16 protein-coding genes are annotated in these 13,877 nt (G+C 39.2%); 10 read left to right on the top strand and 6 right to left on the bottom strand.

What is annotated here, in order from left to right:
• Positions 1–11 precede the first annotated feature (11 nt).
• The 7 genes from B9N66_RS09965 (at position 12) to B9N66_RS07150 (ending at position 2,898) form a co-directional block, all read left to right on the top strand.
• A complete protein-coding gene (locus B9N66_RS09965) occupies positions 12–368 on the top strand; it encodes a putative quinol monooxygenase (protein ID WP_257639802.1) in 357 nt (118 codons plus the stop codon).
• Positions 369–400: 32 nt separating this feature from the next.
• Entirely contained in the window at positions 401–691 is a 291-nt protein-coding gene (locus tag B9N66_RS09960) for a putative quinol monooxygenase (protein WP_257639801.1), read from the top strand.
• 7 nt (positions 692–698) lie between these two features.
• Positions 699–857, top strand: a complete 159-nt coding sequence (locus B9N66_RS09720) for a hypothetical protein (protein ID WP_180382077.1) — start codon at positions 699–701, stop codon at positions 855–857.
• Positions 858–976: 119 nt separating this feature from the next.
• On the top strand, positions 977–1,537 hold the full coding sequence (locus B9N66_RS07165) for an NAD(P)H-dependent oxidoreductase (RefSeq protein ID WP_087580475.1): 561 nt from the start codon (positions 977–979) through the stop codon (positions 1,535–1,537).
• Positions 1,534–1,758, top strand: coding sequence for a DUF2798 domain-containing protein (locus B9N66_RS07160; protein ID WP_087580474.1), 225 nt, complete (start codon positions 1,534–1,536; stop codon positions 1,756–1,758). Before B9N66_RS07165 ends, B9N66_RS07160 begins: the two co-directional genes overlap by 4 nt.
• Before the next feature lie 93 nt (positions 1,759–1,851).
• Entirely contained in the window at positions 1,852–2,496 is a 645-nt protein-coding gene (locus B9N66_RS07155; RefSeq protein ID WP_002940712.1) for a ferritin family protein, read from the top strand.
• A gap of 111 nt (positions 2,497–2,607) precedes the next feature.
• A complete protein-coding gene (locus B9N66_RS07150; protein ID WP_002940734.1) occupies positions 2,608–2,898 on the top strand; it encodes a DUF5339 domain-containing protein in 291 nt (96 codons plus the stop codon).
• 29 nt (positions 2,899–2,927) lie between these two features.
• Here the strand turns inward: B9N66_RS07150 and rmuC are convergent, their stop codons facing one another.
• Positions 2,928–4,496 carry a DNA recombination protein RmuC gene (rmuC, locus tag B9N66_RS07145; protein ID WP_087580473.1) on the bottom strand — a complete coding sequence of 523 codons (1,569 nt, stop codon included), beginning with the start codon at positions 4,494–4,496 and terminating at the stop codon, positions 2,928–2,930.
• 80 nt (positions 4,497–4,576) lie between these two features.
• Complete coding sequence (gene ilvD / locus B9N66_RS07140) at positions 4,577–6,250, bottom strand: dihydroxy-acid dehydratase (RefSeq protein WP_087580472.1); 1,674 nt, start codon at positions 6,248–6,250, stop codon at positions 4,577–4,579.
• Between the two features lie 243 nt (positions 6,251–6,493).
• On the opposite strand from ilvD, the gene B9N66_RS09595 reads away from it, so the two are divergent.
• Complete coding sequence (locus tag B9N66_RS09595; protein ID WP_141083438.1) at positions 6,494–6,697, top strand: hypothetical protein; 204 nt, start codon at positions 6,494–6,496, stop codon at positions 6,695–6,697.
• Positions 6,698–6,773: 76 nt separating this feature from the next.
• Positions 6,774–7,124: a hypothetical protein gene (locus B9N66_RS07135; protein WP_087580471.1), complete on the top strand. Its 351-nt coding sequence runs from the start codon at positions 6,774–6,776 to the stop codon at positions 7,122–7,124.
• Between the two features lie 35 nt (positions 7,125–7,159).
• On the opposite strand, the gene B9N66_RS07130 is transcribed toward B9N66_RS07135, so the two are convergent.
• From B9N66_RS07130 to B9N66_RS07115, 4 genes are all read right to left on the bottom strand, one after another.
• The gene (locus tag B9N66_RS07130; RefSeq protein WP_087580470.1) at positions 7,160–8,929 is read right to left on the bottom strand and encodes an aryl-sulfate sulfotransferase; all 1,770 of its coding nucleotides are present in this window, start codon (positions 8,927–8,929) and stop codon (positions 7,160–7,162) included.
• Between the two features lie 265 nt (positions 8,930–9,194).
• Complete coding sequence (locus tag B9N66_RS07125) at positions 9,195–10,322, bottom strand: cytochrome d ubiquinol oxidase subunit II (RefSeq protein ID WP_257639810.1); 1,128 nt, start codon at positions 10,320–10,322, stop codon at positions 9,195–9,197.
• Entirely contained in the window at positions 10,312–11,847 is a 1,536-nt protein-coding gene (locus B9N66_RS07120; RefSeq protein WP_087580469.1) for a cytochrome ubiquinol oxidase subunit I, read from the bottom strand. Before B9N66_RS07120 ends, B9N66_RS07125 begins: the two co-directional genes overlap by 11 nt.
• A 1-nt stretch (position 11,848) precedes the next feature.
• Entirely contained in the window at positions 11,849–12,064 is a 216-nt protein-coding gene (locus tag B9N66_RS07115; protein ID WP_087580468.1) for a DUF4492 domain-containing protein, read from the bottom strand.
• A 125-nt stretch (positions 12,065–12,189) separates the two neighbouring features.
• On the opposite strand from B9N66_RS07115, the gene B9N66_RS07110 reads away from it, so the two are divergent.
• Positions 12,190–13,824 (top strand): CTP synthase, encoded by a 1,635-nt coding sequence (locus tag B9N66_RS07110; protein ID WP_087580467.1) that lies wholly within the window; start codon positions 12,190–12,192, stop codon positions 13,822–13,824.
• The last annotated feature ends 53 nt before the right edge of the window (positions 13,825–13,877 follow it).

Here is a 13,877-nt window from a genome sequence, read left to right as displayed (position 1 = left end):
AAGGAAATTTGATGATAAAAAAGCTATTTTTACTAGCGATTTTGGCGGTTTTTGCCTTTGGGGCGGAGGCGAAAGTGAGCTTACACGAGCTGCTTTCAACGCCAAATAATAAGACTTTGCTAAAAGAGCTTGGCAGAGAAAATATTCTAAACTCAAAGAGTGAGCCAGGCACACAGGCGATATTTTTCATGAGCGCAAAGAGTAAGCCGGAGCTATTTTATGTGCTTGAGTTTTACAAGGACGAGACGGCTTATAAAAAACACGTAGCCTCAGCGCACTACAAGAAATTTGCAAGTGCGAGCGCTGAAATTTTAGCTAGTAAAAAGGCTTTTAGCGTAAAAAATGGGCCGCTTTTTCTAAAAATTTAACGCCAGAGCGCCTAAAAGATGCCTATTTTCACATGACGAATTTAAGCCTAAAAGCAAAAAGCGATGCGAAATTTGAAAAGATCATTAAAAAATATATGCAAAAAAGCGTAGATGACGCTGCATTTGCGCAGTTTGCCTTTAGTCAAAAAGAGGCACCTAATAAGTGGATCTTGGTTGAAATTTACAAAGACGAAGCTAGCTTTGAGAGCTACCGCCACAGCGAAAACTACAAGGCTTACGCCAAAGAGCGAGCTGGACTTATAGATGAATTTGATGGCTTTGCTCTCAAAAACGAGACTTCATTTAGCAAGGTAAAATTTTAGGAGATTTATGAAGAAAATTTCACTTTTTTGCGCCTTAGCACTTTTTAGCAGTGCGGCTTTTGCCCTTGATAAGGCAGGATGCGAGAGTTTAAAAGATGTGAAAATTTTAAACAACGAGATGATAGATGCGGTGTGGAACGAAAAGGATAAAGAGCATGCTAGCTAAGAGCAAGAGCTACGCTGGCAAGGAATTTTTGGTGTGCATATCCAAAGGTGGCTACATATGTGGGCGGTGACGCGAGCAAGGCAAGTAGCTTTGTTTGCAAGTAAATTTAAGGAGAGAAAATGAGTGAAATTTTAGTTGTATCAGGTCACACTGACCTTGAAAATTCTTTTGTAAATAAGATAATTTTGAGTGAGCTAAAAAAGTACGTGCCAGAGGCTAAATTTGACATATTAAGTGAGCTTTATAAAAACTACGCTATCGATGTAAAAGCCGAGCAAGAAAAGCTAGTAAAGGCTGATGTGATCGTGCTTGTTTATCCATTTTTCTGGTACGGCGTGCCGTCACTTTTACAAAAGTGGTTTGAAGATGTGCTAGTTCATGGCTTCTCTCATGGCAGCAAGGGAGATAAGCTACGTGGCAAGAAGCTGGTGCTTTCATTTACCTCTGGAGCGCCTGAGGAACTTTATAAAAAAGAAGCGCTTCAGCGATACGAGATAGAGGAATTTTTGCCACCACTTAAGGCACTAGCAAATACTTGCGGGATGGAGTTTGCAGGATATATTTATAGTGGAGGGCTTTCGTATCAGAGTAGGCACGATGAGGCAAAGTTTGCTTTGATGAGGCAAAAGGCGCTCAATCATGCAAAAAGACTAGGCGAGTTGATAGGTAAAATTTCATGATACCAGCAAAATTTTATAAATATGTTTTTGCGTTTATAATGTCAGCATTTATGGCGTTTTTTATGTCATTTGTGCTGACATATCTAAACCTTGGTTTTATTGATGGCTTTGTTAAAATTTGGCTAATCGCCTACGTAAAAGCCTTTGTAGTAGCTTATCCTGTGCTTTTGCTAGTCTCTCCATTTGTAACAAAACTCACACAAATTTTATGTAAAGAATAAAATAATAATATACGTTATCAATAAAAATTATTATTTACTTATTTTAATTATTTGGTTATAATCCACTCAAAATTTATCAAAATAGGAGTCAAAATGAGACAGTACGAAACATACAAATGCGAAAAATGCGGCAACGAAATCGAAGTACAAAAAGTTGGTGGCGGCACATTAACCTGTTGCGGCGAAGAGATGAAGTGCGTGACTGAAAATTTAACAGCGGTAAATTTGATGAAGGCATTTGCTGGCGAGTCACAAGCTAGAAACAAATATGAGCTTTACGGCGACCTAGCCAAAGAAGCAGGCTATCACGCGATAGCCAGACACTTTTACGAGGCAGCTGAGAACGAGAAATGGCACGCGAGGGCTGAATTTAAGAAATATCACGAGATGATGAACGATCCGATCGATAAGATGGATAAAAATTTACTTGACGCTGCAGCTGGCGAAAACTACGAGCATACGACGATGTATCCAGACTTTGCAAAGATCGCAAAAGAAGAAGAGCTAAGAGATGTTGAGAGGCTATTTAACGCGATCGGCAAGGTTGAAGTAGAGCATGAAAGAGAGTATTTAGAGCTTAAAAAGATGCTTGATGAAGAGGGCTTTTTTGAGAGCGACGAAGAAGATATCTGGGTTTGCGAGGTGTGCGGACACGTTCATAGAGGCAAAAAAGCTCCAGGCGCTTGCCCACTTTGCAAAGCTCCAAAAGAGTATTTTAAGCGCGAATTCTTAGGCTAAAAAGCCAAAAAATTTAGCCAAGGCGCTTGTCTTGGCTAAATTTAATAAATTTAAATCTATTTAAAATAAAAAAGTTATATAATCTCCTTAAATTTTCACAAGGAGAAAGAGATGAAAAAATCACTTTTAGTTTTAGCTACTCTTGGCTTTGCACTAAGCCTAAACGCTGCGGATCTTACAGATACTTGCAAGTCTTACTTCTCAGACATCGACAAAATGGTCGAAGCTTACAAACAAGCTGGTCAAGAGCAACAAGTAAAAATGTATGAAGATCAAAAGAAACAATCAATGGATCAACTAGCTTCTTTACCAAAAGAGCAACAAGACGCTACTTGCAAACAAGCTAAAGAGATGTTTGCTCAAGTAATGGATCAAATGAAAAAACAAGGTCTTTTAAAATAAATTTTATGGCTAGTTTTTCTAGCCATATCCTAATCCTCTTTTTCTAATTCGTTATTTACGCCGATCTCTTTTACTTCTATATCTTTTTGATCGTCTGGAGACAAACGTTTAAAATTTTCAAGTCTACTGATAAGACCATCTCTACCACTAAAACTTGATGCAAGGGCGTTAAAATGTTTATTTGCAGTATTTAGTGTATTGCTAAGCCTATTCATGTGCTCGGCCACATTGCGGACTTTATCATAAATTTTAATCGCACTCTTTACGATATTTTTGGCCTCTTCATTGCCACGCTCTATTCGCCATAAATTTGCCACTGTGCGAAGAATAGGCATAAGCGTAGTGTGAGATACTAGTATTACGCGCTTTTGAAATGCGTAGTCAAAAAGGGAACTATCAAATTTCATAGCCTCGATATATGCTGGCTCAATTGGTATAAACATCAATACAAAATCAGGACTATCAGGTACGATCTCACCGTAATTTTTGCTATTTAAGCTATCTATGTGATTTTTCATAGAAGCAATATGCTCTTTCAATGCTAATTTTAGCTCCTCTTCGTTGCTAGCTGTGATAGCCTTTTCGTAAGCTATAAGTGAGACTTTAGAATCAACTATTAGATGCTTGCCATCTGGTATCTTTACTATAAAATCAGGAATAAGACGTTTGCCTTCTTCGTTTTTGAAATTTTGTTGCGTCAAGTAATGCTCATCTTTTACAAGTCCAGAAGCCTCAAATGTGCGTTCAAGCTGTATTTCACCCCAGTTTCCAAGTGTTTTATTGCTACCTTTTAATGCAGTGGCTAACGAGTTTGCCTCTTTTGACATCGAGATACCAATTTCACTTATGTGTTTAATCTGTGTTCCTAGTGCGCTCATGCCTTTAACTGATTCGTCGTGGACTGCATTTACGCGCTCTTGAAAGGTTGAAATTTGCTCCTTTAGTGGCTTTAGTAAAAGATCTAAAGAATTTTGGCTATTTTGTGTGAAATTCGCACTTTTTTCTTCAAATATTTTATTTGCAAGATTAGAAAATTCTAAATTTAACTCATTTTTTACTTTTAATAAATTTGCCTCTTGCTCTTTTAGACTATTTTCTTTTGCTTCTATTTCATTTCTAAGCACAGCCATATCACGTTTTAATCTATTTTCTCTCTCACTTGCTTCAGCTAAAGCATTTTTATTTTGATTTAGCTCGGCTAGAGTTGCAGTGAAATTTGCCTCGTTATTCTTGGCCCTTTCATTTGCTGTACCGATACTCTCTTTAAGCTCATTTATCACGCGCTCCATCGCATCTTCGGCTTCGTCTTTTTGTGCTATTTTGGTTTTTAGCGCATCGATCTCACTGATGAGCTCGTCTATTCGCTCGTGATTTGACATAAGCCTTGCTTTTTGCTCGCTAATTAGTTGCAGATTTTCACTATTTTTAGATACTAAATTTGTTAGATTTGATGAAATTTCAAAATTTTCTTGCTCTTTTTGTGTCAAATTTCTTTTTAGCTCGAGTTTGTCTCTATTAAATGAATAGATGACAAATATCGCAATCAAAAATAGTACTCCTAAAAATATGGCAGCATAAAAATAGAAATCTTGTTGCATTTAGTATCCTTAAAAAAATGAAGAAATTTTAATATTTTTATAAAAGCAAGGAGGCTACTCCTTGCTTTTATAGTAAATTTTTATGCTTCTAGCACTGCTCCGTTGCTTGCATTCGTGACTAGCTTTTGATACTGCCTTAACCAGCGAGATGTTAGCGGTTTATCGACTGGCTTAAATTCCGCTCTTCTCTTTGCGATCTCGGCTTCGCTTAGGCGAACGTTTATCTCGTATTTATCGACGTCTATATCGATGATGTCGCCGTCTCGTAGCAAGCCTATCATACCGCCTTCAGCCGCTTCTGGGCTTACGTGACCGATACTTAGACCCCTTGTCGCCCCGCTAAAGCGACCATCTGTGATGAGCGCCACGTCTGCGCCAAGGCCTCGTCCCATGATGAGTGAAGTAGGGCTTAGCATCTCTTGCATGCCAGGGCCTCCGCGTGGACCTTCGTAGCGGATGACGACGACATCGCCTTTATCTACTTTGCCACTTGAGATGCCAGCTATAGCTTCATCTTGTGAGTTAAAGCAGACCGCTTTGCCGCTAAATTTACGCTCGCCAACGATGCCAGCTGTCTTGATGACACAGCCTTGCTCGGCTAAATTTCCAAATAAAATGGCAAGTCCGCCAACTTGCGAATAGGCGTTTTCTACTTTGTGAATGATACTCTCATCTTTGATGTCACTTATCTTTACACGCTCTCCCAAAGTTTCGCCACTAACTGTGAGATTGTCTAAATTTAGCATGCCATTATCTCTGCGTGAAATTTCTTTTATCACCGCATTCATACCACCAGCTCTACCGATGTCCTCCATATGCACATTTGGTAAGCTTGGGCTGATCTTAGCGATGTGAGCGATATTTTGGCTGATCTTATTTAGCTCTTTGATATCTAAATTTACGCCAGCCTCTCTTGAGATAGCTAGCATGTGAAGAACGGTGTTGCTGCTGCCGCCCATCGCCATATCAACGACAAGCGCGTTGCGGATCGCTTTTTCATTTAGTATGTTTCTGATTTTAAATTTCTCATCAAGTGCGATCTCACAGATTCTACGAGCAGCCTGTCTAATAAGCTCCTCACGCTCTGGAGTTAGCGCTAGGATAGTGCCGTTGCCAGGGAGTGCTATGCCCATCGCTTCACAAAGCGTGTTCATGGAATTTGCTGTAAACATACCGCTACAGCTGCCACCGCTTGGACATGCGTTGCACTCAATATCTTTTAGCTCAGCCTCGTCTATCTCTTTGGTCTCAAATTTACCAACCGCCTCAAACGCAGTCGCAAGATCAATTGGCTTGCCATCTTTTGTGTAGCCCTTTTTCATTGGGCCACCGCTTACAAACACGGTTGGGACATTGACCCTTAAAGCACCCATAACCATACCAGGGACGATCTTGTCGCAGTTTGGCATACAAACAAGTGCATCAAGTGCGTGAGCGTTCATCACGGTTTCGATCGAGTTTGCGATGATCTCGCGGCTAGGCAAGCTATATAGCATGCCTCCATGCCCCATCGCGATGCCATCATCCACGCCGATACAGTTAAACTCAAATGGAATACAGCCATTTTTGCAAATTTCATCTTTTAAAATTTGTGCGTATTTGTTTAAGAAAAAGTGACCAGGTATGATCTCTATAAAGCTGTTTGCAACACCGATAAAGGGTTTAGCAAAGTCATCGTCTTTTAGCCCAGTTGCACGTAAAAGTGAGCGGTGTGGGGCTCTTGTGTAGCCTTTTTTGATTATGTCGCTTCTCAAATTTGATCCTTTTTTAAAATTTGAGAGGATTTTATCACATATAAAGTATCAAAGATTTTAAAAAATTTTTACAAATTTAAAAATTTTTTTATTACATAAATAACACATTAAATTTTTAAAATTTATCCAAAAAGGATGAGCTAAATAGCTACGAAATTTCGGTAATTTTAATCAAAGCAGTATGCAAAATAATAACGTAAAAATATTATCAATGTGTTATAAATATTGATTTATAGGGCTTTATTGTACCTTGGTACAATTTACAAGACTTATGAAAATTTATACAATGCGATAAAATTTTTTAACAAGGATGAGAAAATGATCGCAAAAACAGAGGGCATAAAAGTGATGCCAATGCAAACTAAAATTTTAAATTCTGGCACAAACTTTTATGAAAATAACTTCACAAATACAACTTTAATTTTTCCTTTTTACGCGAAGAAGTAAAACAACTTCTAATCTCCAAAAACAAGAGCGATTTAGCTTTTATTTTAAATTTAATTTATAGTTAAGAGAGTTTTATATGCAAAGTGAAAAAACAGAAATTTTACTTGATGAAGTGAATGAAACAATAGATTCGATATTTAGAACCTGTAATAAAAATGGTGGAACAAAGAAAGCTTTGGAAAATAGAAAGCTAAATAAAGAAATTTTAAAAGATAAATTTGCATCGATCTTTTTAAAATTTGACCAGATAGGTGATGATAATTTTAAAAGCATAGTTCTTGCAAGCGATGAGACAAAAGAGTTAAGCGAGATGGTAAAAGCATTCGAAGCGGATAAAGATATAGACTTGCCAGAACTAGAGCGATCGATAAATTTTAACCTTACTAGAATCAAAGAAGCAATATATAAATTTCAAAACAACAACTAAAATCTGGTGCGAGAAAAATCTCACACCAGATACTGCTAATAACTAAATACCTCTGGATCAATAACCATCGCCCTATAAGCAACATCATCTCTTGAAGCAGAGTCCACATCCATCTCAAATTTGATCTCATTTGTCTTTGGATCGATCTCAACTAAGACCATTTTGATAGTCTTGTCAGGGCGAAGTAAATTTACATTTGAGCTTGAGATGAAGTAGGTATTTTTATCTTTTTGCCACTCGACGTTGCTAGTAACTGCGCTATAAAAGTCAAAGCCACGCTCTTTGCCAAACTGCCAAGTTTGTTCAACCGTGCCCTTTTTCTCATCTATCTTATATTCAACCGCGCGGGAGTATTTATCCTCTTTAAAGGCTGGCTGCTCCATGCCCCTTGCATCGCCATTGTCAAAGACACTTAGGTGTTTTATACTGCCTTTGTTGTCGTATCTTGGCGTTAGCCATGCGGTGTGCTGAGTCCATGACCAGTCAAATTCGCCCTCGCATTTTGAGTTTTCGCATTTTATCTTATTGCCTTTGCTATCGACTGGAGTTAGCACTTTGGCTTTAAATTCTTCACTCCAGCCCTCAGGCGAAGCTAATATCCATTTTACTTTTTTATCGCGTCCGATTTTAACGATGCCTTGGTGGCGAAGTGAGAGGATGATGCTATCGTCGCTCTCATCGTATGAGATAGAATTTACGTGAGCCCAGTTTCTACCTGTGCCAGTAGAGGTGATGTCGCCAAATGGTAGATCATTACTTATCTTTATCTCCTTTGCGTCCATGTCGATGTTTAGGCAAACAGCTCTTGCGTCAAGTGCTTTTATGAGGTTGCTGCGGTAGACGTTGTTGCCAAAAATTTCATTTAAATCCCACTCTTCGACCATCTTACCGGTGCTATCGACCTCTATGATGTGGTCTCTTATGGTGTGAGAAATTTTGCCATCTTTGTGGTGGTAGTTGTATTTGCCAACCCTAAGAAGTGCGTGATCATCCTTTAATGGCATAACTTCATGGCTTAGATCGATGTAGCCTCTTGGAAGCGGGCGATTATAAATTTCTTTTCCCATAAGGTCATATCTTAGATATCTTTGTGCCATGCCAAAGCTGATATCGCCGTTTTTTAGCTGATGAAAGCCCATCATCATGCCTCCATCCATCACTCTGCGCTCGCTGCGGTCGTAAAATTTCTGATAGTCAAGATACCATCTAACCTCACCTTTGGTGTCTACGATGTAGTTTTCGGTAAAGTCGTTCCAGCTAGCAGCTCCACCATTTTTCCAATCAAGCGGTTTATATACGCTTGTAATTGTATTATTTATGAGATAGAGCCTGTTTTTAAAGGCAGGATCGACCTTTTTGACGCGAGTCTTTTGCATGTGAGAAAATCTAAAATCACGGCTATATGTGACGATAGGCTGGGCGTAAATTTTATATGTTTCTACCTTTTTAGCTCCGTTAAATGTGTAGCTTACGACTACTTCATTTAGATAGTCAGGGTAAAGTCCCCAAATAGGCACACCATCATGCGTAAGCAAAGCATGCTCTGAGACGTTGTAGTAGATGTCGATACCGCCATCTGGCTTGCCTTTTACTTTGACATGGATATCTTTGATGTCTTTGCCAGCTCTATCGATGATAGCAGTTAGAGGCGATACGTCATAAGGATTTATAAAGACTGATCCAAGCTCGCCTTGAACCTTTACGTGATGAGCCAGGACTCCAGCCTCTAGTGGCGTGATACCTATACTAAGACCACTAACCAAAATAGCCGCAAGGGCAACAGAACCTAAGAAATTCTTGCTCATTTTCGCTCCTTTAATAAAATTTAATGATATCTTACTACCCAAATTTCACACAGAACTAACGCTTATATGAAAAGTGGCTTAAATAAATTTATAAAAGAGTTGTTTTAAAGGGTTAAAATAAAAAGAAGAATTTAGGAGCAAATGCCCCTAAATCTTAGTTATTTGTGTCAAATTTCTTAAGAGAAAAGAGAGCAAATTTGTAGCTAATAAATAGTGTCACTGGCCAAAGTATCAAAAAAATTCCTGCTTCTAACATCTTTTATCCTTAGTATGCGTGATGATCGTTTTTGATCTCATCTTGTGTGATCTTCTTGCTATCTATCGCTCGCCAGACGACGATGATATAAGCAAGCACTACTGGTACTAGCAAGCTAACATAGGCCATAACGCCAAGTGTGTAGTGGCTAGAGCTTGCATTTTTGATAGTTAGCGAGCTAGAGAGGTCGCTAAATGATGGATAAAATGCAGTGCCATTTAGTCCTGTTATCAAAAATAGTGCAGTCACAGCTAGTGTTACGCCAACGCCATAAGCAAAAATTCCACGAATACTTTTTGTAAATGCCCCTTGGAAAATTCCAACAAGTACCAAAACAACGCCAACAAGTAGCAGCACGCCAACGATAGGCATTTCGATCAAATTTATAGCGTATTTGTAAGGCATAAGGCTAACTACGCCATTTGCGTCGTATGCAAAGCCGTCTTTTGTAAGCACCCAAGCAAGAAATCCTAGAAAAAATGGCAAGAATAGCACGGTGTTGATAAGTAGCTGTTTTCTAGCGTTTTGTATAAATTCGCCATCAGCGATGTTATTCATAAGATATAAGCAGCCACCTATGCGAGACAGGAAAAATATCGCTATGCCAAGCAAATACAAGTAAGGATTTGCCAAAGCTTCAAGGCCGCGAAATGGAGTCTTCCACTCGACAAAATTGTGCTCATTTAGCACAAAGTCACTTCCGCTAAAAAATGTACTAACCGCCATGCCAATAAGAATAACGCCAAGTGAGCCATTTATGAAAAGGAAAATTTCATAAGTTCTAGCGCCCAAGAAGTTATCAGGCTTTTTGCGGTACTCGTAGCTTACAGCTTGGATGATAAAGCAAAATAAAATAGCCAGCCAAACCCAGTAAGCACCACCAAAGCTAGTAGCGTAAAATAGCGGGAACGCCGCAAAGCACGCGCCTCCAAACATAACAAGCGTCGTAAATGTGAGCTCCCATTTTCTACCGATAGAATTTATGAGCATATCTTTTTTAAGCTCGTCTTTGCCAAGGCTAAAGATTAGCGACTGACCGCCTTGGACGAACATCATAAAGACCAAAAGTCCGCCAAGAAGGCTAACTATAAACCACCAATAAATTTGTAAATTTTCTAAGCTTAAACTATGCATGATCATTAAATCCTATCTTTATTTGCTTAAGCATGATTTTGATCTCAGCAATCAGCAAGACCGTAAATAAAACAGCAAATAATATAAATGAAATTTTGATATTTGAGTCTGCTAAATTCGTAGCTCCAACGCCAACGGTCATGAGATCTTGTATCACCCATGGCTGACGGCCGACCTCTGCTACTATCCAGCCAGCTTCAGCTGCTATATAGCCAAGCGGTATGGTAAAGAGGCAGATCCACAAAAACGCTCTTATGTTTTCAAATTTATATTTTCTTGAGAGATTTAGATAAAGAGTGATAGCAAAAAGAGCTATGAAGTAAGTGCCAAGTACAACCATGATATGGAAGCTATAAAATGTAAGCGCAACTGGTGGCACAGCCTCTTTTGCGTCTTTAAGATAGCCATATCCTAAGAAATTTAGGTTACTTTCTAAATTTGAAAGCGAAGTTTTCATTAGGCTCTCGTCATTTGCTTTTTTGGCTTCTTTGTAGTTTTTAAGAGCCTCGATAGCTACTTTGCCCTTTGCCATCTTCTCTTCAACGCTTATTAGATTGTGCTCACTATTGCCATAAAGTAGGTCATTTATACCTGGTGTAAATGAGTCAAGCTCTCTGTTTGCCATGATGCCAAGTGCGTAAGGCACCTTTATCTCAAGCAAAAATGGCTCGCTCTCGTCGCCAAGCTCTTTAGCTAGGTTTAAAATACCAGCGGCAACTAGACCAGCGTTAGTCTCGCCCTTGTAAAGTCCCTCCATGGCTGCTAGCTTCATAGGCTGCTTTTGAGCTACAAAATATGCGCTCTCATCGCCGCTAAGTAGTAAAAATGCCGAAGTGATAAGTCCAAATGCGCTAGCAACGACGATACTTTTTTTAGCTAGCAAGATGTGGCGTTTTTGGATCAAAAACCAAGCAGAAATTCCTATCACAAAGATAGCTGAGATGGTGTAGCCACTAGTTACTGTGTGTAAAAATTTGCTAATTCCAAGAGGATTTAGCGCAACTTCAAAGAAATTCTCCATCTCCATTCTGGCGGTATCTGGGTTAAATTTCATGCCGATAGGATATTGCATCCAGCCATTTGCGATCAAGATCCAAAGCGCGCTTAAATTTGAACCGATCGCGACAAGCCAGGTTGAAAGTAGGTGAAATTTTTTGCTGACTTTATCCCAGCCAAAAAACATAATGGCAAAAAATGTACTCTCCATGAAAAATGCGAGTAAGCCTTCTATCGCAAGTGGAGCGCCGAAGATATCGCCTACAAACCAGCTGTAATTCGCCCAGTTTGTACCAAACTCAAACTCCATGATGATGCCAGTAGCCACACCGATAGCGAAATTTATACCAAAGAGCTTTAGCCAAAATTTCGTTATCTCAAGCCAGACTTTATCGCCGGTTTTAACATATATCGTCTCCATAATGGCGATGATAAAACTTAGCCCCAACGTAAGCGGGACAAACAAAAAGTGGTAAATGGCAGTCAGCGCAAACTGAGCCCTAGACCAGTCAACAAAATCCATCTCAGACATTTTATTCCTTTATTAGATTACGAATAACAAATTCGCTTTTTTCTTCGTCGGTTTGAAATTTGGTATTTAGAGTCTCGTTAAAGATGAAGGCTTTTAAAATTCCAAACATGATGATAAGCTTTATTATTATGAGAAGCCATAATTTTTTGCCTATTTTCATGTTTTTAAAGCCGTCTATATATAAAGAGGCAATGATGTTTAGGTAGTTTTTTATCATAGTTTGTGAAGTCTATAACAAAAAGACTTAAAGAATAATTTTTAAAATTTATACGATTAATGCCTTACTAAATATTTAAGGGGTATAATCCGTAATTAAAAAATAAATAAATTTAAGGAAAATTAATGGCAAAAGAGACGAAGTACATTTTTATCACGGGTGGCGTTTTAAGCTCACTTGGAAAAGGCATCGCAGCTGCGTCTATCGCGACTCTTTTAAAAAATTCCGGACTAAAAGTAAGTGTTTTAAAAGCTGACCCATACATCAACGTAGATCCTGGCACGATGAGCCCGCTAGAGCATGGCGAAGTTTTTGTTACAGATGATGGCGCGGAGACAGATTTGGATTTGGGGCATTATGAGAGATTTTTAGATGAGAGCCTAAGTCAGGACAATAACTTCACAACGGGTAGAGTTTATAGCTCGGTCATCGAAAAAGAGCGCCGTGGCGACTACCTTGGAAAGACTATACAAGTGATCCCTCACATCGTTGGCGAGATCGTTGATCGCATCAAAAAAGCAGGCGAGGGCAAAGATGTGCTCATCGTTGAGATCGGTGGAACCGTTGGCGATATCGAGGGACTACCATTTTTAGAGGCGATAAGAGCGCTAAGAGTGGAAGTTGGCAAAAAAAGAGCGCTAAATATTCACCTAACGCTTGTGCCATTTATCAAAGTAGCTGGCGAGCTAAAGACAAAGCCAACCCAGCATAGCGTAGGAGAGCTAAGACGTATAGGCATAACGCCAGACATCATCATCTGCAGATCTGAAATGCCGCTAAACCGCGAGCTAAAAGATAAGATCGCAGCAAGCTGTGGTGTGGAGAAAAACTGCGTCATAGAAAGCTTAGACAGCGCAAGTATCTATCAAATTCCACTTTCATTTTTAAAGCAAGATATATTAACGCCGATCGCTGAAAATTTAGGCTTTAATGAGCTAAAGCCAGACATGGCAAAGTGGGATAGCCTAGTAAAAAGGATCATCGCTCCAACAAACGAAACAACAATCGCCTTTGTAGGCAAATATATCGATCTAAAAGAGAGCTACAAGAGCCTAACTGAGGGCATCATCCATGCTGGAGCAAATTTGGACGCTAGGGTAAATTTACGCTGGATAGATAGCGAAAAGATAGAAGAGAGCAATGTAAATGAGCTTTTAAAGGACGTGGATGGCATCTTAGTAGCTGGCGGCTTTGGAGAAAGAGGCGTTTTAGGCAAGATGCAGGCTATAAAATTTGCTCGTGAAAATAAGATCCCTTATCTTGGAATTTGCCTTGGTATGCAGCTAGCGCTCATTGAGTTTGCAAGGGATGTTTTGGGCTTAGAAGATGCAAATTCTATGGAATTTGACAAAGAGTGTAAAAACCCTATCATCTATCTAATCGATAGCTTTATCGACGCTCACGGCAAAAAACAGATAAGAACGCACACAAGCCCACTTGGCGGCACGATGAGGCTTGGAGCATATAACTGCGACATCAAACCAAAGACACTTCTAGCTGAAATTTATGGCAATGCAAAAAGTGTCAAAGAGCGTCACCGTCACCGCTACGAGGCAAATCCAAAATATAAAGAAATTTTTGAGAAAAATGGTCTTTTGGTAAGCGGTGAGAGCGATGGACTGATAGAGGCTATCGAGCTAAAAGGCCATCCGTGGTTTGTGGGCGTGCAGTGTCATCCTGAATTTACTAGCCGTCTAACTAAGCCAAATCCTGTGATATTAGGCTTTATAAAGGCAAGTTTAGAAAACGTCAAATCTTAAATTTAGAGCCATCTGGCTCTAAAAATTCTTTTAAATTTTTGCTGTTTTTATTC

The sequence above is a fragment of the Campylobacter concisus genome, from assembly GCF_002165775.1.
Classification (GTDB): domain Bacteria; phylum Campylobacterota; class Campylobacteria; order Campylobacterales; family Campylobacteraceae; genus Campylobacter_A; species Campylobacter_A concisus_E.
The sequence above is the reverse complement of the archived record's forward strand: the minus strand, read 5'-3'. Positions and strand labels throughout refer to the sequence as shown.

What these genes read in the sequence shown, in the direction of transcription:
- B9N66_RS09965 (WP_257639802.1), top strand. Translation starts at nt 12, where the DNA reads ATGATAAAAAAGCTATTTTTACTAGCGATTTTGGCGGTTTTTGCCTTT.
- B9N66_RS09960 (WP_257639801.1), top strand. Translation starts at nt 401, where the DNA reads ATGACGAATTTAAGCCTAAAAGCAAAAAGCGATGCGAAATTTGAAAAG.
- B9N66_RS09720 (WP_180382077.1), top strand. Translation starts at nt 699, where the DNA reads ATGAAGAAAATTTCACTTTTTTGCGCCTTAGCACTTTTTAGCAGTGCG.
- B9N66_RS07165 (WP_087580475.1), top strand. Translation starts at nt 977, where the DNA reads ATGAGTGAAATTTTAGTTGTATCAGGTCACACTGACCTTGAAAATTCT.
- B9N66_RS07160 (WP_087580474.1), top strand. Translation starts at nt 1,534, where the DNA reads ATGATACCAGCAAAATTTTATAAATATGTTTTTGCGTTTATAATGTCA.
- B9N66_RS07155 (WP_002940712.1), top strand. Translation starts at nt 1,852, where the DNA reads ATGAGACAGTACGAAACATACAAATGCGAAAAATGCGGCAACGAAATC.
- B9N66_RS07150 (WP_002940734.1), top strand. Translation starts at nt 2,608, where the DNA reads ATGAAAAAATCACTTTTAGTTTTAGCTACTCTTGGCTTTGCACTAAGC.
- rmuC (WP_087580473.1), bottom strand. Translation starts at nt 4,496, where the DNA reads ATGCAACAAGATTTCTATTTTTATGCTGCCATATTTTTAGGAGTACTA.
- B9N66_RS07135 (WP_087580471.1), top strand. Translation starts at nt 6,774, where the DNA reads ATGCAAAGTGAAAAAACAGAAATTTTACTTGATGAAGTGAATGAAACA.
- B9N66_RS07130 (WP_087580470.1), bottom strand. Translation starts at nt 8,929, where the DNA reads ATGAGCAAGAATTTCTTAGGTTCTGTTGCCCTTGCGGCTATTTTGGTT.
- B9N66_RS07120 (WP_087580469.1), bottom strand. Translation starts at nt 11,847, where the DNA reads ATGTCTGAGATGGATTTTGTTGACTGGTCTAGGGCTCAGTTTGCGCTG.
- B9N66_RS07115 (WP_087580468.1), bottom strand. Translation starts at nt 12,064, where the DNA reads ATGATAAAAAACTACCTAAACATCATTGCCTCTTTATATATAGACGGC.
- B9N66_RS07110 (WP_087580467.1), top strand. Translation starts at nt 12,190, where the DNA reads ATGGCAAAAGAGACGAAGTACATTTTTATCACGGGTGGCGTTTTAAGC.